Annotated in this window: 17 protein-coding genes, 1 tRNA gene and 1 pseudogene; 15 read left to right on the forward strand and 4 right to left on the reverse strand. The window is 41.5% G+C overall.

Annotation, left to right across the window (positions count from 1 at the left end; translation table 11 throughout):
* Positions 1-93: 93 nt before the first annotated feature.
* From gatD to CYK18_RS07445, 3 genes are all read right to left on the reverse strand, one after another.
* Complete coding sequence (gene gatD, locus CYK18_RS07435) at positions 94-876, reverse strand: lipid II isoglutaminyl synthase subunit GatD (RefSeq protein WP_101785899.1); 783 nt, start codon at positions 874-876, stop codon at positions 94-96.
* The gene (gene murT / locus CYK18_RS07440) at positions 876-2,219 is read right to left on the reverse strand and encodes a lipid II isoglutaminyl synthase subunit MurT (protein WP_101785901.1); all 1,344 of its coding nucleotides are present in this window, start codon (positions 2,217-2,219) and stop codon (positions 876-878) included. Before murT ends, gatD begins: the two co-directional genes overlap by 1 nt.
* Before the next feature lie 249 nt (positions 2,220-2,468).
* Positions 2,469-3,785 (reverse strand): FAD-containing oxidoreductase, encoded by a 1,317-nt coding sequence (locus CYK18_RS07445; RefSeq protein ID WP_000958933.1) that lies wholly within the window; start codon positions 3,783-3,785, stop codon positions 2,469-2,471.
* 329 nt (positions 3,786-4,114) lie between these two features.
* Here CYK18_RS07445 and cshA point away from each other — a divergent pair, with 329 nt between their 5' ends.
* The 8 genes from cshA to CYK18_RS07495 all read left to right on the forward strand — a co-directional run bounded on the left by cshA (position 4,115) and on the right by CYK18_RS07495 (position 14,819).
* The gene (gene cshA, locus CYK18_RS07450; protein WP_101782513.1) at positions 4,115-5,689 is read left to right on the forward strand and encodes a degradosome RNA helicase CshA; all 1,575 of its coding nucleotides are present in this window, start codon (positions 4,115-4,117) and stop codon (positions 5,687-5,689) included.
* Between the two features lie 278 nt (positions 5,690-5,967).
* The gene (codY, locus tag CYK18_RS07460; protein WP_000940738.1) at positions 5,968-6,756 is read left to right on the forward strand and encodes a GTP-sensing pleiotropic transcriptional regulator CodY; all 789 of its coding nucleotides are present in this window, start codon (positions 5,968-5,970) and stop codon (positions 6,754-6,756) included.
* Positions 6,756-7,331, forward strand: coding sequence for a cysteine hydrolase family protein (locus CYK18_RS07465; RefSeq protein WP_070526965.1), 576 nt, complete (start codon positions 6,756-6,758; stop codon positions 7,329-7,331). Before codY ends, CYK18_RS07465 begins: the two co-directional genes overlap by 1 nt.
* Before the next feature lie 80 nt (positions 7,332-7,411).
* Positions 7,412-7,497 (forward strand) — tRNA-Leu (locus CYK18_RS07470).
* Positions 7,498-7,636: 139 nt separating this feature from the next.
* Positions 7,637-8,914, forward strand: coding sequence for an ABC transporter permease (locus CYK18_RS07475; RefSeq protein WP_101785904.1), 1,278 nt, complete (start codon positions 7,637-7,639; stop codon positions 8,912-8,914).
* A 12-nt stretch (positions 8,915-8,926) separates the two neighbouring features.
* Positions 8,927-9,574, forward strand: coding sequence for an ABC transporter ATP-binding subunit Vex2 (vex2, locus tag CYK18_RS07480; RefSeq protein WP_000173751.1), 648 nt, complete (start codon positions 8,927-8,929; stop codon positions 9,572-9,574).
* A gap of 161 nt (positions 9,575-9,735) precedes the next feature.
* Positions 9,736-11,115 (forward strand): ABC transporter permease subunit Vex3, encoded by a 1,380-nt coding sequence (gene vex3 / locus CYK18_RS07490; RefSeq protein ID WP_101785906.1) that lies wholly within the window; start codon positions 9,736-9,738, stop codon positions 11,113-11,115.
* 356 nt (positions 11,116-11,471) lie between these two features.
* Positions 11,472-14,819: a LysM peptidoglycan-binding domain-containing protein gene (locus CYK18_RS07495; RefSeq protein ID WP_101785908.1), complete on the forward strand. Its 3,348-nt coding sequence runs from the start codon at positions 11,472-11,474 to the stop codon at positions 14,817-14,819.
* 130 nt (positions 14,820-14,949) lie between these two features.
* Here CYK18_RS07495 and CYK18_RS11125 read toward each other — a convergent pair whose 3' ends face one another.
* A complete protein-coding gene (locus tag CYK18_RS11125; RefSeq protein WP_101785910.1) occupies positions 14,950-15,141 on the reverse strand; it encodes a hypothetical protein in 192 nt (63 codons plus the stop codon).
* Between the two features lie 39 nt (positions 15,142-15,180).
* On the opposite strand from CYK18_RS11125, the gene vncR reads away from it, so the two are divergent.
* The 7 genes and pseudogenes from vncR to CYK18_RS07535 all read left to right on the forward strand — a co-directional run bounded on the left by vncR (position 15,181) and on the right by CYK18_RS07535 (position 22,195).
* Complete coding sequence (gene vncR / locus CYK18_RS07505) at positions 15,181-15,837, forward strand: response regulator transcription factor VncR (protein WP_101785912.1); 657 nt, start codon at positions 15,181-15,183, stop codon at positions 15,835-15,837.
* Positions 15,834-17,162, forward strand: coding sequence for a sensor histidine kinase VncS (gene vncS / locus CYK18_RS07510; protein WP_101785914.1), 1,329 nt, complete (start codon positions 15,834-15,836; stop codon positions 17,160-17,162). The genes vncR and vncS overlap by 4 nt, the downstream gene beginning before the upstream one ends.
* A 140-nt stretch (positions 17,163-17,302) precedes the next feature.
* Positions 17,303-18,184 carry a class II fructose-bisphosphate aldolase gene (locus CYK18_RS07515; RefSeq protein WP_001019006.1) on the forward strand — a complete coding sequence of 294 codons (882 nt, stop codon included), beginning with the start codon at positions 17,303-17,305 and terminating at the stop codon, positions 18,182-18,184.
* 116 nt (positions 18,185-18,300) lie between these two features.
* A pseudogene (locus CYK18_RS07520) lies at positions 18,301-19,233 on the forward strand (alpha/beta fold hydrolase).
* 362 nt (positions 19,234-19,595) lie between these two features.
* Complete coding sequence (locus CYK18_RS07525; protein WP_101782738.1) at positions 19,596-20,588, forward strand: ABC transporter ATP-binding protein; 993 nt, start codon at positions 19,596-19,598, stop codon at positions 20,586-20,588.
* A 1-nt stretch (position 20,589) separates the two neighbouring features.
* Positions 20,590-21,408, forward strand: a complete 819-nt coding sequence (locus CYK18_RS07530) for an ABC transporter permease (protein ID WP_101782739.1) — start codon at positions 20,590-20,592, stop codon at positions 21,406-21,408.
* 1 nt (position 21,409) lies between these two features.
* The gene (locus CYK18_RS07535; RefSeq protein WP_101785916.1) at positions 21,410-22,195 is read left to right on the forward strand and encodes an ABC transporter permease; all 786 of its coding nucleotides are present in this window, start codon (positions 21,410-21,412) and stop codon (positions 22,193-22,195) included.
* The last annotated feature ends 331 nt before the right edge of the window (positions 22,196-22,526 follow it).

Here is a 22,526-nt window from a genome sequence, read left to right on the forward strand (position 1 = left end):
AAAATGAGAGAAAATGCAAGGGAGAAGGGTAAAAGAAAAGACAAAAAGAACTCCGCTATCTTGTCGGAGTTCTTTGATATGGTTTCACTTTGTTTAAGAAAAGTCAGCCTTGCTTTTGACGTCGCTGTATTCTTCAGCGATTTCTTGGCTGAGAATGTCTTCATAGGCAGGGAGTTGGATGTCCTGACCATATTTCTTCTTGAGGGCAGTGGTGACTAGGCGATAAGCTAGATTGGCATTACGAGAGAGGATAGGCCCGTGGAAGTAGGAACCAAAGACATTCTTATAATGAACCCCTTCGCCGACTTTTTCTTCGTTATTTCCATTTCCATAGACAACCTGTCCCAGCGGTTTTTGGTCATCCGAGAGGAAGGTACGACCCTGGTGATTTTCAAAACCATAGTAGGTTTCATTGAAATCTTCATTGTGAATTTTGATGTCCCCGATAAAACGGTTATTGGCCTGGTTGAGGGTATAGTGGCCCATGACACCTAGCCCTTCGATGCGTTTGCCTGAAGCTTCAACATAATATTGTCCCAATAGTTGGAAACCACCGCAGATAGCCAGAACTACGCCGTCATTTTGGATGTAGTTGTCAATGCTTTCTTTTTTAGCAGGTAGGTCATCTGCAATAATACTTTGTTCAAAGTCTTGACCGCCACCGAAAAAGGCGATATCATAGTGATTTTCATCAAAGTTATCATGGAGAGAAACGATGTCAACCGTCACATGGGCTCCCAGTTTTTCAGCAACATACTTGAGCATGAGGATGTTTCCATTGTCCCCATAGGTATTCATGAGGTTACCGTAGAGGTGGGCAATGTTGAGCTGATAGGGGTAATTGCCAGCTTTTGAGGAAAGTGAAGTATAAACCATTAGTTCATCTCCTTTCTAACAATCTGACGACTAGCCAGCAGTTCGCGGAATTCAAGCATAGCAGTATAGGTAGCCAGAATATAAGCATGCTTGCAGTCTTGGTTCTCAATGGTCTTAAGAACTTGTTCCAGACTACTTGTTTCAGTGATTTTCTCAGCTGGATAGCCTGTTACTCGTAGACGACGTGCAATTTCAGAATGGCGAACACCGCCAGTGTTGATTTCGGGGATGTCCATGTCAGTGATTTGTTCAAAATCAGCATCCCAGATCCAGCTAGTATCAATCCCATCAGCATAGTTGGCATTAAGAAGAACAGATAGACTAAATGGATAAGGTGCTAGTTTAATCATCTCGATAGCTTGGGTCGCACCGACTGGATTTTTAATCAAGACGAGGGTACATTCCTTGTCATCGATATGGAAGGTTTCTTGGCGTCCAAAGACAGCACGGCTCTTATCAAATCCTTGCTTGATCAGTTGTGAATCTGCACCAAGGAAACGGGCGATGGCAACCGCAGCTAAGGCGTTGTAGATATTGTAGAGACCACCGATTTGAATACCATATTCTTGTCCGTCAATGACAAAGCGAGAGCGATTGTTGGTCAACTCAACCAAGTCTGTCAAGCGATAGTCTAAATCAGGACGTTTACATCCACAACCTTCACAGATATAGTCACCCAAGTTTGCATAGGTATTGTGCTCGTATTTGAGGATACCTTGGCAGTCAGGACAGAGAATTCCTTCTGTATTATAGTGAGCCAGCTGGGCTGGTCCTTTCTCCAAGTCAAAACCAAAATACTTTACAGGATTTGGAATAGCTGGCTTGTAGAAAAGTGGACTGTCTCCATTAAGGAGAACAGTGGCAGTAGGCACCTTACGAATAGCATCCAAAATCATCTTGTAAGTTGTGTAAATCTCACCATAGCGGTCCATTTGGTCACGGAAGATATTCGTGATGACAAAAAGGCTTGGCTGGATATAGTCACAGATACGAGATAGACTGGCTTCATCGATTTCTAGAACGGCAATATTTTTCCCAGTTTTAGAAGATTTGGCTGTTAAGAAGGTTGTCGCAATTCCTGTAATCATGTTGGCACCGCTTGGGTTGGTCAGAACTTGACCATAAACCTCTTTTAAAATGCCGACAGTGAGGGCAGTTGTCAAGGTTTTTCCATTGGTTCCAGTGACCACGACAATCTCGTAGTTCTTAGCTAGGTTTTGTAAAATATCTTTATCAAATTGAAGGGCGACTTTTCCTGGAAGCGTACTTCCACGTCCAAGACGGCTTAAAACGAAGTGGGAAGAACGCCCAGCAAGAAGGCCCAAAGTAGTTTTTAATTTCATGTTTCTATTATATCACAAAAGAGGGAAAAGACAGATTTGATACTCAATGAAAATCAAAGAGCAAACTAGGAAGCTAGCCGCAGGTTGCTCAAAATACTGTTTTGAGGTTGCAGATAGAACTGACGAAGTCAGTAACCATACCTACGGCAAGGTGAAGCTGACGTAGTTTGAAGAGATTTTCGAAGAGTATGAGATTCCGCAGAAGTAAAAACAGCCCCAAGAGGGCTGTTCGATACGATTAAACTCAACTTAAATCGCAAACAAGTCATTCAAGTTCTCAGCCAAGGTTGGGTGAGTGAAGATTTGTTTTGTGAAGTAAGTGTAAGGAATCTTGTTGTCCATGGCAACAGTGATGATGTTGATGATTTCTTGAGAACCTTCTGAGAAGATGCTTGCTCCAAGAATTTCTTTTGTTTCAGTATTAACAACAGCTTTGAAAGCTCCGCGAAGGTCTCCATTTACATGGCCACGAGGCATTGCTGCAACAGGGATTTCCTTAACAGCGTATGGAAGTTTCAAATCAGCTGCTTGGCTTTCAGTCAAACCAACTTGTGAAAGTGCAGGTGTGATAAACATGGTGTTTGGTACATTGAGACGGTCTTCAAGTGTGTAGCTGCCATCTCCAGCAAGGTAGCTGTAAACAACACGGAAGTCATCAAGTGAAATGTAAGTAAATTGAAGGCCACCGTTGACATCTCCAACTGCAAAGACACCAGGAACGTTTGTTTGACAATGTTTGTCTACTTTAATAGCGCCACGTTCAGTTAGTTCAATATCTGTATTTTCAAGTTGAAGTGGTTCTACGTTTGGTTTACGTCCAGTTGCGTAGAGAAGGGCATCGAAACGGTAAGTTTCGTTTTCAGTTACGACAAGGACTTGGTCACCGTCATTTTTAATTTCAGTAGTACGGATATTTTGAAGCAATTCAATACCGTCTTCTTCCATGTATTGTTTAGCAAGAGCTGCGATGGAAGGTTCTGCACGAGGAAGGAAAGTATCCAAGGCATCTAGGACTGTAACCTTGCTTCCAAGTTTGTTGTAAAGGCCAGCAAATTCAAGACCGATATTTCCACCACCAAGGACTCCAAGGTTTTCAGGCAATTTGTCCAAGTTTTGGATACCTGTTGAGTCAAAGACGTTTTTGCTTGTAGCAAGTCCAGGGATTGGCAAAACATTTGAAACGGCACCAGTGTTGATGACGATTGTTTCAGCAGTCAGTTCTTTCTTTTCATCACCAGCTTGGATTTCGATGACTTTATTTGAAAGGAAGTGAGCTTCCGCATCAAAGATATCTACGCCTGTACCAGCAACAGTAGCATAGTTTTTACCGTTGAGGCGACCAGTGATAGTGTTTTTGGTAGCAATGACTTCTTCAAAAGACAAGTCTTTCTCAGCAGCAACTAGCAAAGTTTTAGTTGGGATACATCCGATGTTGATACAAGTTCCACCGTACATAGCTTTGCTACGTTCAACGAGGGCAACTTTTTTGCCAGCTGAAGCCAATTTACCTGCTAGTGTTTTACCAGCTTTACCAAATCCGATAACGATTAAATCATAAGTTAACATTTAGAGTTCCTCCTATTCGAATTTCATTCTAGCACAAGAAAAAAACTTTTGCACAATTCTGCTACGCTTTAAAAAAGTTTATGAAATAGTGGAAAGTTTAACTTTATTTTCTCAGAAAAATCGTTTACATGACTTTATCGACGGATTAGGCTATCTTTTGCTTCTCTCTTGTGTTATACTAGATGGGTTGCAAAGAAAACAGTACTTTTCTTTTGTGGAAAAGAAGCAACACGATTTTATATCCAGTATATGAAAATACGTCATAAAAAGAAAAGTATAAACTAAGCCCTATAGGGTGGCTTCGCACCACCTTTAGAAAGAAGAATAACGTGAAATTTAATGAATTAAACTTGTCTGCTGATTTGCTAGCAGAGATTGAAAAAGCTGGTTTTGTAGAAGCTAGTCCGATCCAAGAACAAACTATTCCCTTGGCTCTCGAAGGCAAGGATGTTATCGGTCAAGCTCAGACTGGTACAGGAAAAACTGCAGCCTTTGGCTTGCCTACCCTTGAAAAAATCCGTACAGAAGAAGCGACTATCCAAGCCTTGGTCATCGCTCCAACTCGTGAACTCGCTGTCCAAAGTCAAGAAGAACTCTTCCGCTTTGGTCGTAGTAAGGGAGTCAAAGTCCGCTCAGTATATGGCGGTTCAAGCATTGAAAAACAAATTAAGGCTCTTAAATCTGGTGCCCATATCGTGGTGGGAACTCCAGGTCGCCTCTTGGACTTGATTAAACGCAAGGCCTTGAAATTACAAGATATTGAAACTCTTATCCTTGACGAAGCGGATGAAATGCTCAACATGGGCTTCCTTGAAGATATCGAAGCTATCATTTCTCGTGTCCCTGAAAACCGTCAAACTTTGCTTTTCTCAGCAACTATGCCAGATGCCATCAAACGTATCGGTGTTCAGTTTATGAAAGAACCTGAGCATGTGAAGATTGCTGCTAAGGAATTGACCACAGAATTGGTTGACCAATACTATATTCGTGTTAAAGAACAAGAAAAATTTGATACCATGACTCGTCTTATGGATGTGGAACAGCCTGAGCTTGCTATCGTATTTGGTCGTACAAAGCGCCGTGTAGATGAATTGACTCGTGGTCTTAAAATCCGTGGCTTCCGTGCAGAAGGAATTCATGGTGATTTGGACCAAAACAAACGTCTTCGTGTCCTTCGTGACTTTAAAAATGGCAATCTTGATGTTTTGGTTGCGACAGACGTTGCAGCGCGTGGCTTGGATATTTCAGGTGTGACCCATGTCTATAACTACGATATTCCACAAGATCCTGAAAGTTATGTTCACCGTATCGGTCGTACAGGTCGTGCTGGTAAGTCAGGTCAGTCTATTACTTTCGTATCACCAAATGAAATGGGCTACCTCCAAATCATTGAAAACTTGACTAAGAAACGCATGAAAGGTCTCAAACCTGCAAGTGCAGAAGAAGCCTTCCAAGCAAAAAAACACGTAGCTCTCAAGAAAATTGAACGTGATTTTGCAGATGAGACTATCCGTGCCAACTTTGAGAAATTTGGTAAGGATGCTCGTAAGCTAGCTGCCGAATTTACTCCAGAAGAATTGGCAATGTATATCTTGAGTCTGACTGTTCAAGACCCAGATAGTCTTCCTGAAGTGGAGATTGCACGTGAAAAACCACTGCCATTTAAACCATCAGGTAATGGCTTCGGTGGTAAAGGTAAGGGAGGTCGTCGTGGAGATGACCGTCGTGATAATCGCCGTGGAGACAACCGTCGTGGTCGTCGTGATGATTTCAAAAAAGGAAGTCGTGGCAATGATCGTTTTGATAAAGACAGACGTTACCGTAATAAAGACAATAAAAAACCACGCAATACTTCAAGTGAAAAGCAAACAGGCTTTGTTATTCGTAATAAGGGCGATAAATAAGAAAAAGCGGTTCAAAATGAATCGCTTTTTTATATAAGGAGACCAAGGGTGAAAGAAGATGGTGATAGCAAAGGATAGGTGAAATGGAAAGGTATTATCCATCTATCTTATTATGATAATATAATATCAAAAATAAATTAGTTTGTCAATGATAAAAATATATTTTTCTAAAATATTTCAGCTAGTCTAAATTGCAATTAAATAAGCAATTTTCAGATAATAATTGAAAATTCAAGCTTTTTATGTTATAATGATAGCGATTAAATTCGAGGTGAAAAATGGCACATTTATTAGAAAAAACTAGAAAAATTACTTCTATCCTGAAGCGCTCAGAGGAGCAGTTGCAGGAAGAACTTCCATACAATGCGATTACCCGTCAATTGGCAGATATTATTGACTGTAACGCCTGTATCGTCAATAGCAAGGGACGTCTCCTTGGTTATTTCATGCGTTACAAAACCAATACAGATCGTGTAGAGCAGTTCTTCCAAACTAAGATTTTCCCAGATGACTACATTCAAGGTGCGAATATGATCTACGATACAGAAGCCAATCTGACAGTTGATCATGATTTGAGTATTTTCCCTGTAGAGAGTCGTGCCGACTTTCCAGATGGCTTGACAACCATTGCACCGATTCATGTATCAGGTATTCGCCTTGGTTCTTTGATTATTTGGCGCAATGATAAAAAATTCGAAGATGAGGATTTGATCCTTGTTGAGATTGCCAGTACCGTTGTTGGGATTCAGCTTCTTAACTTCCAACGAGAAGAAGATGAGAAAAATATCCGTCGCCGTACTGCCGTCACCATGGCGGTTAATACCCTTTCTTACTCCGAACTCCGTGCTGTTTCAGCAATTTTAGGGGAATTAAATGGAAATGAAGGGCAGTTGACTGCGTCAGTGATTGCAGACCGTATCGGAATCACCCGTTCTGTGATTGTCAATGCCCTTCGTAAACTTGAGTCTGCGGGAATTATTGAAAGTCGCTCACTTGGAATGAAGGGAACCTACCTTAAGGTCTTGATTTCAGATATTTTTGAAGAAGTGAAGAAAAGAGATTACTAATGACTAAGGCTTTAATTTCGATTGATTATACAGAAGATTTTGTTGCTGATAGTGGAAAATTGACAGCAGGCGCTCCAGCTCAGGCGATTTCGGATGCCATCAGCAAGGTGACTCGATTAGCTTTTGAACGAGGAGATTACATCTTCTTTACAATAGATGCTCACGAAGAAAACGATTGTTTCCATCCAGAAAGCAAACTATTTCCTCCTCACAATTTGATTGGGACTAGTGGACGGAATTTATACGGAGATTTGGGGACCTTTTATCAAGAGCATGGTTCAGACAGTCGTGTCTTTTGGATGGATAAACGCCATTACTCAGCTTTTTCGGGAACTGACCTGGATATCCGTTTGAGAGAGCGTCGAGTGTCTACCGTTATCTTAACAGGAGTCTTGACGGATATCTGTGTCCTGCACACAGCTATAGATGCCTATAATCTAGGATATGACATTGAGATTGTTAAACCAGCTGTTGCTTCCATCTGGCCTGAAAATCACCAATTTGCCCTAGGGCATTTCAAAAATACACTTGGAGCTAAGTTAGTAGATGAAAATCTAAATGAAATTTCTGAGTAATTTGGTTGGTGAAATGAAAAAAATTGAAAAAAAGTGTTGACAAGGATCCCAAAAGTTGATATACTAGTAAAGTAATCGACGCGGGGATGGCGGAATTGGCAGACGCGCAGGACTAAGGATCCTGTGACCGCTTTAGGTCGTGAGGGTTCAAGTCCCTCTCTCCGCATAGGATAAGAGTTAGCTTAGGTTAGCTCTTTTGTTTTCATATAATTCAAGTAGAGTAAAAAATTTTTGCTCTTTTTTCGTATTTCATAAACATTTCATATTTGGATTTTATAATAGTCTTACAAATATGGAGGTGACAAATGAATCCAATCCAAAGAGCGTGGGCTTATGTCAGTAGAAAACGACTGAGAAGTTTTATTTTATTTCTGATTTTGTTTGTCCTATTGGCCGGAATTTCAGCCTGTTTGACTCTGATGAAGTCCAATAAAACAGTGGAAACCAATCTTTATAAATCACTCAACACATCTTTTTCTATTAAGAAGATAGAAAATGGTCAGACCTTCAAGTTGTCAGATCTAGCATCTGTCAGCAAGATTAAGGGACTGGAAAATGTTTCTCCTGAACTGGAGACGGTCACAAAACTGAAAGACAAGGAAGCGGTGAGTGGCGAGCAGAGCGTGGAGCGTGATGATTTATCAGCTGCAGACAAGAATTTGGTTAGCTTAACGGCTCTTGAGGATTCATCCAAGGATGTGACCTTTACCAGTTCAGCTTTCAATCTAAAAGAAGGGCGGCACCTTCAAAAAGGGGATTCCAAGAAAATCATCATTCACGAAGAGTTGGCTAAGAAGAATGGTCTTTCGCTTCATGACAAGATTCGTTTAGATGCTGGACAGTCAGAATCAGGCAAAGGACAAACAGTTGAGTTTGAAATTATCGGCATCTTTTCTGGTAAAAAACAGGAGAAATTTACAGGCTTGTCTTCTGACTTCAGTGAAAACCAGGTCTTTACAGACTATGAAAGTAGCCAAAGCCTTTTGGGAAATGGTGAATCTCTAGTCAGTGCAGCTCGCTTCTATGTAGAAAATCCTAAGGAAATGGACGAACTCATGAAGCAGGTAGAAAACTTGTCTTTGGAAAATCAAGGCTATCAAGTCGAAAAGGAAAGCAAGGCTTTTGAACAAATCAAAGACTCAGTTGCTACCTTCCAAACCTTTCTGACCATCTTCCTTTATGGGATGTTGATAGCAGGAGCAGGGGCCTTAATTCTTGTTTTGTCTCTCTGGTTGAGAGAAAGGGTCTACGAAGTGGGAATTTTACTGGCACTTGGAAAAGGAAAGAGCTCGATTTTCCTACAATTCTGTTTAGAGGTGGTTTTGGTATCTCTCGGAGCTTTGCTTCCAGCATTTGTTGCAGGAAACACAATCACATCTTACCTACTCCAAACCCTACTAGCAAGTGGAGATCAGGCAGCTCTACAAGACACGCTAGCTAAAGCAAGCAGTTTATCAACCAACATCCTATCTTTTGCAGAATCCTATGTTTTTCTAGTTCTGCTTAGTTGCTTATCTGTAGCCCTTTGTTTCCTATTCTTATTTAGAAAATCACCGAAAGAAATTTTATCATCTATTAGTTAAGAAGGAGAAATCATGACTTTATTACAATTACAAGATGTTACCTACCGTTATAAGAACACTGCTGAAGCAGTCCTATATCAGATCAATTATAATTTTGAACCCGGGAAATTTTACAGTATTATTGGTGAGTCAGGAGCAGGAAAATCCACACTCTTGTCCCTACTTGCTGGTCTAGATAGTCCTGTTGAAGGTTCTATCCTTTTTCAAGGAGAGGATATTCGTAAGAAGGGCTATTCTTACCATCGCATGCACCATATTTCCCTGGTCTTTCAAAATTATAACTTGATAGATTATCTTTCTCCACTGGAAAATATCCGCTTGGTCAACAAAAAGGCAAGTAAGGATACACTTCTTGAGCTTGGTTTGGATGAAAGTCAGATCAAGCGGAATGTTCTCCAGTTATCAGGTGGTCAACAACAACGTGTTGCCATTGCTCGTAGTTTGGTCTCAGAAGCTCCAGTAATTCTAGCGGATGAGCCAACGGGAAATCTGGACCCTAAAACTGCTGGAGATATTGTCGAACTGCTCAAATCACTTGCCCAGAAAACAGGTAAATGTGTCATCGTCGTAACTCACAGCAAAGAAGTGGCACAAGCGTCAGATATTACACTTGAGTTGAAGGATAAGAAACTGACTGAAACTCGCAATACGACGAAATAATATGAGCTTTTTCAGTTATACTCTTCGAAAATCAAATTCAAACCACGTCAGCGTCGCCTTACCGTACTCAAGTACAGCTTACGGCTAGCTTCCTAGTTTGCTTTTTGATTTTCATTGAGTATTAGAACTATAAAATAGAATAAAATCTAGAAAGGGAACCTATGTTACACAACGCATTTGCCTATGTTACAAGGAAATTTTTCAAATCGATTGTCATCTTCCTGATTATTCTCCTCATGGCGATCTTGAGTTTGGTCGGCTTGTCAATCAAGGGAGCTACTGCCAAGGCTTCTCAGGAGACCTTTAAAAATATCACCAACAGCTTCTCCATGCAAATCAATCGTCGCGTCAATCAAGGAACGCCTCGTGGTGCTGGGAATATCAAGGGTGAAGATATCAAAAAAATCACCGAAAATAAGGCCATCGAGTCTTATGTGAAACGCATCAACGCTATCGGAGATTTGACTGGATATGAACTCATTGAAACGCCAGAAACCAAGAAAAATCTGACACCTGACCGTGCTAAACATTTTGGAAGTAGCTTGATGATCACTGGTGTCAATGACTCCTCTAAAGAAGACAAGTTTGTCTCTGGTTCTTATAAGTTAGTCGAAGGTGAGCACTTAACTAACGATGACAAAGACAAGATTCTCATGCACAAGGACTTGGCAGCCAAACACGGCTGGAAAGTTGGAGATAAGGTCAAGCTAGACTCCAATGTCTATGATGCAGACAATGAAAAAGGAGCCAAGGAAACAGTTGAAGTGACAATCAAGGGACTCTTTGATGGTCACAATAAGTCGGCAGTAACCTACTCACAAGAACTCTATGAAAATACAGCCATCACAGACATTCACACTGCTGCAAAACTTTATGGATACACAGAAGACACAGCTATTTATGGGGACGCAACCTTCTTTGTAACAGCGGACAAGAACTTGGATGACGTCATGAAAGAGTTGAATGGCATCAGTGGTATCAATTGGAAGAGCTATACTTTAGTTAAGAGCTCCTCTAACTACCCAGCTCTTGAGCAATCCATCTCTGGTATGTACAAGATGGCCAATCTCCTCTTCTGGGGTAGCTTGAGTTTCTCAGTCCTTCTCCTTGCCCTCTTGCTCAGCCTTTGGATCAACGCTCGTCGCAAGGAAGTGGGAATTCTCCTCTCTATCGGTCTCAAGCAGGCAAGTATCTTGGGTCAATTCATCACTGAATCCATCTTGATTGCCATCCCTGCTCTTGTTTCTGCTTACTTCCTAGCCAACTACACAGCTCGTGCGATTGGAAATACTGTTCTTGCCAATGTCACTTCAGGTGTTGCCAAACAGGCTAGCAAGGCTGCTCAAGCCTCTAACCTTGGTGGTGGTGCAGAAGTAGATGGCTTTAGCAAGACCTTGTCGAGCCTAGATATTTCTATTCAGACATCAGACTTTATCATCGTCTTTGTCCTTGCTTTAGTTCTAGTCGTTCTCGTTATGGCGCTTGCTTCAAGCAATCTCCTTAGAAAACAACCAAAAGAACTTCTGCTGGATAGTGAATAAATTTGAAAAAATTAGTCTAAAATAGAGATTGCATCTTGTTTTTCTATTCCAGAATGGTGGATAGAGAATGGATATTTAACAATACAAAATAGAGTCGAAAGCAGTGGTGAAAATCATTGCTTTCAATCGCTTTCTTTGTACTTTAGTGCTTCAATATGATATACTAAAGCTATGGAATTTATTAGAAAGGAATTTCACAACTTATATACGGAATTTTGCATAAAAATCTATAGAAACCTTATCTTGAAAATAGATAGATAAATCTGTAGAAGCCTATCCATATTGCAAACATAGACTAGTAGACCTAGGAAGGGTCTGCTTTGGAAAATATAGATTAGTGAGGAAAAATAAACATTATGAGACAGACAAATGTTAGAGGGAGCTTATCCCTCCGTGGCTTTAGAAAATTAAGAACTGGTGCAATTGTTGCGACAGGTGTCATTCTACTGGGGCTGGGCTTTTTAGCTCCAACTGTGTCAGCCAGTGAACAAGATGGTGTCTGGGTAGCCAGAACAGTTGCAGAAGTCAAAGCTGATATTCAAAAAATAGACAATTTGTCACACTACACAATTAAGTGGGGAGATACACTGAGTGCTATTAGTGGTGCAACGGGGCTATCTGTTGATAGTTTGGTTGAGATAAATCGTATTGCAAATAGAGATTTGATTTTTGCCAATAATAAATTGTATTTTAGCGAAGAGGCTTTTCTAAAAGATGGAAATACAGAAGTAAAAAGACAGCGAGTGTCGATTGATAATTCTGGTAGCTGTCAAAGTTATGAAGTTGAAACAAAGACAGATACTGTAACTGGAGAGCAAACTACTACTGTTAAACAAACGACACCAGTAGTCGTGGAAACACCAGCAGTATCGGCACCGAAAGTGGAAGAACCAGTAGCGCCAGCACCGAAAGTAGAGGATCCAGCGACACCAGCGCCAAAAACAGAAGAGCCAGTGGCAACAACGCCAAAAGTGGAAGAACCAGTGACTCCAGCGCCAAAAGCAGAAGAACCAGCGACTCCAGCGCCAAAAGTTGAGGAACCAGCGACTCCAGCACCAAAAGTAGAAGAACCAGCGACTCCAGCGCCAAAAGCAGAAGAACCAGCGACTCCAGCACCAAAAGTGGAGGAGCCATCGACACCGGCACCAAAAGCAGAAGAACCAGTGACTCCAGCGCCAAAAGTGGAAGAACCAACGACTCCAGCACCAAAAGTGGAGGAGCCATCGACACCGGCACCAAAAGCAGAAGAACCAGCAGCAACTGAGCCAAAAGCAGAAGAGCTAGTGGCAACAACGCCAAAAGTGGAAGAACCAGTGACTCCAGCGCCAAAAGCAGAAGAACCAACGACTCCAGCGCCAAAAGTGGAAGAGCCATCGACACCAGCACCAAAAGTGGAAGAGCCATCGACACCAGCACCAAAAGCAGAGGAACCAACGACTCCAGCACCGAAAGCAGAGGAGCCAGAGGCACCAGCGGCATCAGCACCGAAAGTGGAAGAACCATCGACACCAGCACCAAAAGTGGAAGAGCCATCGACACCAGCACCAAAAGTGGAGGAGCCATCGACACCAGCACCAAAAGTGGAGGAGCCATCGACACCGGCACCAAAAGTGGAGGAGCCATCGACACCGGCACCAAAAGCAGAAGAACCAACGACTCCAGCACCGAAAGCAGAGGAGCCAGAGGCACCAGCGGCATCAGCACCGAAAGTGGAAGAACCATCGACAACACCGAAGTCAGACGAACCAGTAGCGACTGAACCAAAAGCGGACGAACCATCGGCAACCACACCGAAGGCGGACGAACCAGCAGCGACTGAACCAAAAGCGGAAGAACCATCGACAACACCGAAGTCAGACGAACCAGTAGCGACTGAACCAAAAGCGGAAGAACCATCGACAACACCGAAGTCAGAAGAACCAGCAACGACTGATCCAAAAGCGGACAAACCATCGGCAACAACACCGAAAGCAGAAGAACCATCAGCAGGCACAACACCGAAAGACGATGAATCAGCTTCTTCGGTTGAATCTCCATCAACAGGCAATCATTCAGAAGAGTCTGGAGCACCATCTACAACTCCTACAGGTGATTCAACAGCTACCCAACCAAGTGATTCAACTTCGACACCGGTAACCCCAAGTGAAGAAGCACCGGTCACATCAGGCGATACCAATTCCAATACACAGCCAGCTGGAGAAACAGGTAACTCTGAAACAACTGCAGAACCTTCCAATACTCCATCTGCAGATGCTACAAATGATTTAGGAAATGCAGCAACATCAAGTCCGGCAACAGATGATACTACTTCAAACACAGGGACTACAGAACAACCTGAAACTTCAGCTCCAAAAACCGAAGCAACAGCACCAAAATCAGAGGAACCAGCATCTCCAGCACCGAAAGCAGACGAGCCAGCGACACCAGCACCGGTAACCCCAAGTGAAGAAGTACCGGTCACATCAGGCGATACAAATTCCGCTACACAGCCATCTGGAGAATCAGGTAACTCTGAAACAACGTCAGAACCTTCCGATACTCCATCTGCTGAAGCTACAAATGATTCAGGGAATGCAGCAACATCAACTCCGACTCCAGAAGCATCAACTTCAGAGCCAAAATCAGAAGAAGAACTTAAGAAGGAAGAAGCCTTGAAGTCAGCTAAAAAGGAGAGCATAGATGATAATATCGGTGAAGTTGTTAAAATAAAAGCAGATGCGATTGAAAAAGTTACTGATGCAGATGAAAAGGCAAGATTAAAAGAAGCATTAAAGGCGTTACAAGATAAAGCGATAGAAGAAATTAACAAAGCAAAAGACGATGAAGAAGTAGCTACTGTTACAGAAAAATATCAAAATGAAATCAATGCATTGGATGTTCAAGGTGAAGAATTACCAGCACCAAATTATAACAAAGATAATTTAACAAATGGTCGTAATGAAGGTACTACTATTGACAATGGAAGCACAGCGATAGGACATGGATCAGGTGAAGCTCCAACACAACCTTCTTCAACTTCAGAAAGAGGTTCAAGTTTTAGAAATGCTCCATCAGTTCAAGCAAGAGCAAGAAGAGTGGCACGTTCAATATCAGAACCAGATGGAACTGTAAATATTAGCTATAACTTCGCTGGAATGCCAGATATTCATGGCTTCCTATCTGATCCGGGAGAAAATAACACTGTCACAATTCCTGCTGGAACGAGTGAAGTACAGGCAAAAGAGCTAGTAAAAGAAAAAATTCAAGCCAAGATAAAAGACCTAGCTGCTAGAGGGTATCATGTGAAAAATGACATTATTTTTGAACAAGATACTACTGTGAAAAATTATAACTACGTAGTCACTTTCACTAAGGAGGCTACAGGAACTACAGGTTTCAGAATGGCGCCAGCAGTTCAACCACGCGCTAGCAGAAATCGTAGAAGTCTAGAACAGCCAGCTCCTCAAAAGGTCAAAGTCAATGTTTTTTATAACTTTGATCAAATGAAAGATATTGCAGGTTTCCTAGGAGATATCAATGGAACTTCTCTTGAAGTCGCGGAAAGTTTAACAAATGAAGAGGTTAAAGCAGCTGTCAAGAGCCAAGTTGATGCTAAGAAAGAAGAGTTGAGCAAACGCGGCTATACTTTCAAAGAGGACTATGTCTATCAAGCTAATGGAAAAGATTATAACTACGTTGTAACATTTTCAAAAGCAACCAAATAACGTTCATTCCACAGGGAGTGAAATGCAAGCAGAGAGAGCGATAGGCTCTCTTTGTTTTATCTAGTGGTCAGTTGATTACAGACAAAAGGCCAGTAAGAGGCTATAATAGAAAATAGAGTAGGTATTTATTCTAATACTCTTCGAAAATCTCTTCAAACCACGTCAGCGTCGCCTTACCGTAGGTATGGTTACTGACTTCGTCAGTTCTATCCACAACCTCAAAACAGTGTTTTGAGCTGACTTCGTCAGTCTTATCCACAACCTCAAAGCAGTGCTTTGAGCAACCTGCGGCCAGCTTCCTAGTTTGCTTTTTGATTTTCATTGAGTATAAGAAAAATAAAAAATAGAGAGCAGTTAAAGTATGAAAATTTTAATTGTAGAAGATGAAGAGATGATTCGTGAGGGGATCAGCGACTATTTGACGGATTGTGGTTATGAAACCATTGAGGCGGCGGATGGTCAAGAAGCCTTAGAGCAATTTTCCAGCTATGAAGTAGCCTTGGTTTTACTGGATATCCAGATGCCCAAGCTCAATGGCTTAGAAGTCCTAGCGGAGATTCGTAAAACCAGTCAGGTTCCTGTCTTGATGCTGACCGCCTTTCAGGATGAGGAATACAAGATGAGTGCCTTTGCCTCTCTGGCAGATGGCTATCTGGAAAAACCTTTCTCCCTCTCCCTCTTAAAAGTGAGGGTGGACGCGATTTTCAAGCGCTACTACGATACAGGACGAGTCTTCTCCTATAAGGATGCCAAGGTAGACTTTGAAAGCTACAGTGCAAGCCTAGCAGGAGAGGAAGTGGCTGTTAATGCTAAAGAGTTGGAAATTCTGGACTATCTGGTGAAAAATGAAGGACGGGCCTTGACTCGATCTCAGATAATCGATGCCGTTTGGAAAGCGACAGATGAGGTTCCCTTTGACCGTGTCATTGATGTTTATATCAAGGAACTGCGGAAAAAGCTAAGCTTGGACTGCATCCTCACTGTGCGCAATGTTGGTTATAAATTGGAGCGAAAATGAAACGAACAGGTTTATTTACAAAGATATTTATCTATACCTTCTCGATATTTAGTGTTCTGGTTATCTGCCTTCATTTAGCAATTTATTTTCTTTTTCCTTCGACTTATCTGAGTCATCGTCAGGAAACCATTGGTCAGAAGGCGACAGCCATTGCCCAGTCCCTAGAAGGTAAGGATAGGCAGAGCATCGAGCAAGTGTTAGACTTGTATTCCCAGACTAGTGATATCAAGGGGGCCGTTAAGGGTGAGATGACCGAGGACAAGTTGGAGGTTAAGGAAAGTCTTCCTCTGGACACAGACCGCCAGACTACCTCGCTTTTTATTGAGGAACGGGAGGTGAAAACGCAAGATGGTGGCACCATGACTCTCCAGTTTCTAGCTTCCATGGACTTGCAAAAGGAAGCAGAGCAGATTAGTCTTCAATTTCTTCCCTATACCTTACTGGCGTCCTTTCTGATTTCCCTCTTGGTGGCCTACATCTATGCTCGGACCATTGTGGCCCCGATTTTGGAAATCAAGCGGGTGACCCGACGGATGATGGATTTGGATGCCCAAGTGCGATTGCGCGTGGATTCCAAGGATGAGATCGGTGATCTCAAAGAACAAATCAATAGCCTCTACCAGCATCTTTTGACTGTCATTGCGGACTTGCATGACAAGAATGAAGCCATTCTCCAGCTGGAAAAGATGAAGGTCGAATTCCTACGAGGGGCTTCTCATGAATTGAAAACACCGCTGGCTAGTTTGAAAATCCTGATCGAAAACATGAAAGAAAACGTCGGTCGTTATAAGGATAGAGACCGCTATCTGGGAGTAGCCTTAGGAATTGTGGATGAGCTCAATCACCACGTTCTCCAGATACTTTCTCTCTCGTCTGTGCAGGAATTGCGAGATGATAGGGAACAAATTGACTTATACCAGATGACGCAAAGTCTGGTTAAGGATTATACTTTACTAGCCAAGGATAGAGAGCTCCAGATAGACAACAGTTTGACTCATCAGCAGGCCTATCTAAACCCGTCTGTCATGAAATTGATTCTGTCTAACCTCATCAGCAATGCCATTAAGCACTCTGTTCCAGGTGGCTTAGTTCGCATTGGAGAAATAGAAGGGGAACTTTTTATCGAAAATAGCTGTAGCTCAGAGGAACAAGAAAAACTAGCTCAATCTTTTTCTGACAATGCTAGTCGTAAGGTCAAAGGGTCTGGGATGGGGCTCTTTGTGGTTAAGAGTCTATTAGAACATGAAAAATTACCTTATCGTTTTGAGATGAAGGAGAATCGTTTGACCTTCTTCATAGCTTTTCCAAAAGTCGCCCAAGACTAGGGATAGAAAGGGTTTACATAGATGAAGCTAGAAGAAATTCAATCGAAACTGCGGGAAAAACTAGATTTTTTTGTCAAAAAGTGATAAAATGAACAATGTAAATGGGATGACCCATAAAAATATACAGGAGGCCTGATAAAATGGCAATCGTTTCAGCAGAAAAATTTGTCCAAGCAGCTCGTGACAACGGTTATGCAGTTGGTGGATTTAACACAAACAACCTTGAGTGGACTCAAGCTATCTTGCGCGCAGCAGAGGCTAAAAAAGCTCCAGTTTTGATCCAAACTTCAATGGGTGCTGCTAAATACATGGGTGGTTACAAAGTTGCTCGCAACTTGATCGCTAACCTTGTTGAATCAATGGGTATCACTGTACCAGTAGCTATCCACCTTGACCACGGTCACTACGAAGATGCACTTGAGTGTATCCGAGTTGGTTATACTTCAGTTATGTTTGATGGTTCACACCTTCCAGTTGAAGAAAACCTTGAAAAAGCTCGTAAAGTTGTAGAATTTGCTCATGCGAATGGTGTATCAGTGGAAGCTGAAGTTGGTACTATCGGTGGTGAAGAAGACGGAATCATCGGTGATGGTGAATTGGCTCCAATCGAAGATGCTAAAGCAATGGTTGAAACTGGTATCGACTTCTTGGCAGCTGGTATTGGTAACATCCACGGTCCTTACCCAGAAAACTGGAAAGGTCTTCACCTTGATCACTTGCAAAAATTGACTGAAGCTGTTCCAGGATTCCCAATCGTATTGCACGGTGGATCAGGTATTCCTGATGAGCAAATCCAAGCAGCTATCAAACTTGGTGTTGCCAAAGTTAACGTTAACACAGAATGCCAAATCGCATTCGCTAACGCAACTCGTAAATTTGCTCGTGACTACGAAGCAAACGAAGCAGAATACGACAAGAAAAAACTTTTCGACCCACGTAAATTCTTGGCTGACGGTGTAAAAGCTATCCAAGCATCAGTTGAAGAACGTATCGACGTATTCGGTTCAGAAGGTAAAGCTTAATCTAGCTGAATAATACAGATGAAACCTGCCCATTGGGTGGGTTTTTTGGTGTGAATATATTGTAGATGAACCAATATTAAGTTGCTAAAAGGTTCTATTTTTTGTACAATAATGCTATGAAAAAACTGAAAAAATGGTTTCTTGCCTTTCTTAGTTTCATTCTTTTGTTTCTAGCGGCTACATTCATCTTTCACCGTATCAGTTTGGAAAAAGAACAAGCCTCACTGACACCTATGGGACAACAAGTTCTCGTCGATGGACATCAAATAAATGTTTACGTTGAAGGGAATGGTCCTGAGACTATAGTAGTTCTCTCAGGTGCTGGTATTGCTTCTCCTATATTGGACTTTAAAGAAGTATCGGAATCCTTATCGAAACGGTATAAGGTAGTCATTGTGGAGCGAACAGGGTATGGTTATAGTGATGATAGCAATTATTCAAGAGATGTGATGGAGGTTTTGTCTGAGACGCGTTAAGCTCTTTCACAAGCAAATGTCAAAGGTCCTTTTATCATTTTGTCTCATTCCATGGCTAGTCTTGAGAGTTTAGCTTGGCAGGAAAAATATCCTGATGAAGTGAAAATCTTGATTGGGTTAGATTGGGCACTGCCAGCTAGTTATGAGAATTTAAAGGACAATCAGGCCTTAATTACTGTGGCATTTTGGAGCAGCAAGATTGGCTTATTACGCTACTTCCCTGAGTCCTTTTATATAAAAAATCCAACTCTGATCGAAAGTGAACGAAAACAATATAAACTTCTAGCTTATAAGCAGTTGATGTCACAAGCCATGCTTCATGAATCCCAAAAGGTAAAGGAAAATGCCAAGAAAGTTCCCTCAAACATTAATCCGAAAATTCCCACCTTACTACTGGTGTCTAACGGTCAAGGTACTAGTTTTGGTCAATCAGAATGGCAGAATTTTGCAGAGAAATTTGCTAGTGAACAGTCTAATGTGAAAGTCATATATATGGATGTACCACACGACCTTTATCATTATCAAAATCATGAGGTTGTTTCTCGTATTGAAGATTTTTTAAAGAGTAATTGAGGGGTTAGAAATCATTTTAGACTGATGACAATAATTAAATGCTGAAGGATTAACAGTAAAATCGAGAGTTTTTTCGATTAAAAAAATTCTTTTTCTTATCCACCAACCTACCCATTGGGTGGGTTTTTTGGCGTTTCAAGGAAACAATTAAACCAGAATTTTTGATTAAAAGTATGATTTTAATCAAAAATTTCAATTTCATAAACTTTAAGCAAACGCTTGCATTCTAGTTTTTATTGGACTATAATAGGTTGGTATAAAGCTTTCTGTAATAATAAAATGTAGAAGGTGTAGAAAGTAAGGATTTGGAATATTTGTGTTTGAAAATACGATTTTCTATTCCTTACCATAGGGAGATAGATATGGCAATGATAGAAGTGGAACATCTTCAGAAAAATTTTGTGAAGACTGTTAAGGAACCGGGATTGAAGGGGGCATTACGCTCCTTTATTCATCCTGAAAAACAGACCTTTGAAGCGGTCAAGGATTTGACCTTTGAGGTACCAAAGGGGCAGATTTTAGGTTTTATCGGGGCTAATGGTGCTGGGAAGTCAACCACCATCAAAATGCTGACTGGGATTTTGAAACCGACATCTGGTTTTTGTCGGATTAACGGCAAGATTCCTCAGGATAATCGTCAAGATTATGTCAAAGATATTGGCGTAGTCTTTGGACAACGCACCCAGCTATGGTGGGATTTGGCCCTGCAAGAGACCTACACAGTCTTGAAGGAGATTTACGATGTTCCAGACTCGCTCTTTCATAAGCGCATGGATTTTTTGAATGAAGTCTTGGATTTGAAGGACTTTATCAAGGATCCCGTACGGACTCTTTCACTAGGACAGCGCATGCGGGCGGATATTGCGGCTTCCTTGCTTCACAATCCCAAGGTTCTCTTTTTAGATGAGCCGACCATTGGTTTGGACGTTTCGGTCAAGGATAACATTCGTCGGGCTATTACTCAGATCAATCAAGAGGAAGAAACAACCATTCTCCTGACCACTCACGACTTGAGCGATATTGAGCAACTCTGTGATCGGATTTTTATGATTGATAAGGGTCAGGAGATTTTTGATGGAACGGTTAGCCAGCTTAAGGACACCTTTGGCAAGATGAAGACGCTCTCCTTTGAACTGCTACCAGATCAAAGTCATCTCGTCTCTCACTATGAAGGATTGCCTGATATGACCGTTGATAGACAGGGGAATAGCCTCAACATTGAATTCGATAGTTCTCGCTACCAATCGGCTGATATTATTAAGCAAACCCTGTCTGATTTTGAAATCCGCGATTTGAAGATGATGGATACGGATATTGAAGATATTATCCGCCGCTTCTATCGAAAGGAGCTCTAAGATGGTCAAATTGTGGAGACGTTATAAACCCTTTATCAATGCAGGTGTTCAGGAATTGATTACCTACCGAGTCAACTTTATTCTTTATCGGATCGGCGATGTTATGGGTGCTTTTGTGGCCTTTTATCTCTGGAAGGCTGTCTTTGATTCCTCTCAGGAGTCTTTAATTCAGGGCTTCAGTATGGCGGATATCACCCTATACATTATCATGAGTTTTGTGACCAATCTTCTTACTAGGTCAGATTCTTCCTTTATGATTGGGGAGGAGGTCAAGGATGGTTCCATTATCATGCGCTTGTTGAGACCAGTGCATTTTGCGGCTTCTTACCTCTTTACCGAGCTTGGGTCCAAGTGGTTGATTTTTATCTCTGTTGGCCTTCCATTTTTAAGTGTCATTGTTTTGATGAAAATCTTATCTGGGCAAGGGATTGTAGAAGTGCTGGGATTAACTGTCCTTTATCTTTTTAGCTTAACGCTGGCCTATCTGATTAACTTTTTCTTTAATATCTGCTTTGGATTTTCTGCCTTTGTGTTTAAAAATCTTTGGGGTTCTAATCTACTCAAGACTTCCTTAGTGGCCTTTATGTCTGGAAGTTTGATTCCCTTGGCTTTCTTTCCAAAGGTGGTTTCAGATATTCTTTCTTTCTTGCCTTTTTCATCTTTGATTTATACTCCGGTCATGATTATTGTTGGGAAATACGATGCCAGTCAGATTCTTCAGGCGCTCGCTTTGCAGTTCTTCTGGCTCTTAGTGATGGTGGGCTTTTCTCAGTTGATTTGGAAACGAGTCCAGTCATTTATCACCATTCAAGGAGGTTAGTATGAAAAAATATCAACGCATGCATCTGATTTTTATCAGACAGTACATCAAACAAATTATGGAATACAAGGTGGATTTTGTGGTTGGTGTGCTGGGAGTTTTCTTGACTCAAGACTTGAATCTCTTGTTTCTCAATGTCATCTTTCAACACATCCCATCCCTGGAAGGTTGGACTTTTCAAGAAATTACCTTTATCTATGGCTTTTCCTTGATTCCTAAGGGGTTGGACCATCTCTTTTTTGACAATCTCTGGGAACTAGGGCAACGCCTAGTCCGAAAAGGGGAGTTTGACAAGTATCTGACTCGTCCTATCAATCCTCTCTTTCACATCTTGGTTGAGACCTTTCAGATTGATGCCTTGGGTGAACTCTTAGTCGGTGGTATTTTATTGGGAACAACAGTGACTAGCATTGATTGGACTCTTCCAAAATTCCTGCTTTTCCTAGTTTGTATTCCTTTTGCGACCTTGATTTATACTTCTTTAAAAATTGCGACAGCTAGTATCGCTTTTTGGACCAAACAGTCAGGCGCCATGATTTACATTTTCTATATGTTTAATGATTTTGCCAAGTATCCCATTTCCATTTACAATTCATTTCTTCGTTGGTTGATTAGCTTTATCGTACCTTTTGCCTTTACGGCCTACTATCCTGCTAGCTATTTCTTGCAGGACAAGGATGTAATCTTTAACGTCGGAGGTTTGATTTTGATTTCCCTTGTCTTTTTTGGTATTTCCCTTAAACTCTGGGACAGGGGCTTGGATTCTTATGAAAGCGCTGGGTCCTAAGATGAAGAAACTCAAAGCCTTGTCTCAGGACAGGCTTTTTTAAATAGAGATGAAAATTCCTTGATATCTATTCTCAGAGTGATATACTGTAAGTGTAATAGCCTATTTAGCTCATACTCTTCGAAAATCTCTTCAAACCACGTCAACGTCGCCTTGCCGTAGATATATGTAACTGACTTCGTCAGTTCTATCTACAACCTAAAAGCAGTGTTTTGAGCAGCCTGCGGCTAGTTTGCTTTTTGATTTTCATTGAGTATCAGTTGGAAGAGCAAGGCACTCGTAAAGCCTAGGTTATAGGTAGATAAACGACTGAGGATTTGAAAAAAATAGA

Source organism: Streptococcus mitis, from assembly GCF_002860865.1.
Classification (GTDB): domain Bacteria; phylum Bacillota; class Bacilli; order Lactobacillales; family Streptococcaceae; genus Streptococcus; species Streptococcus mitis_AT.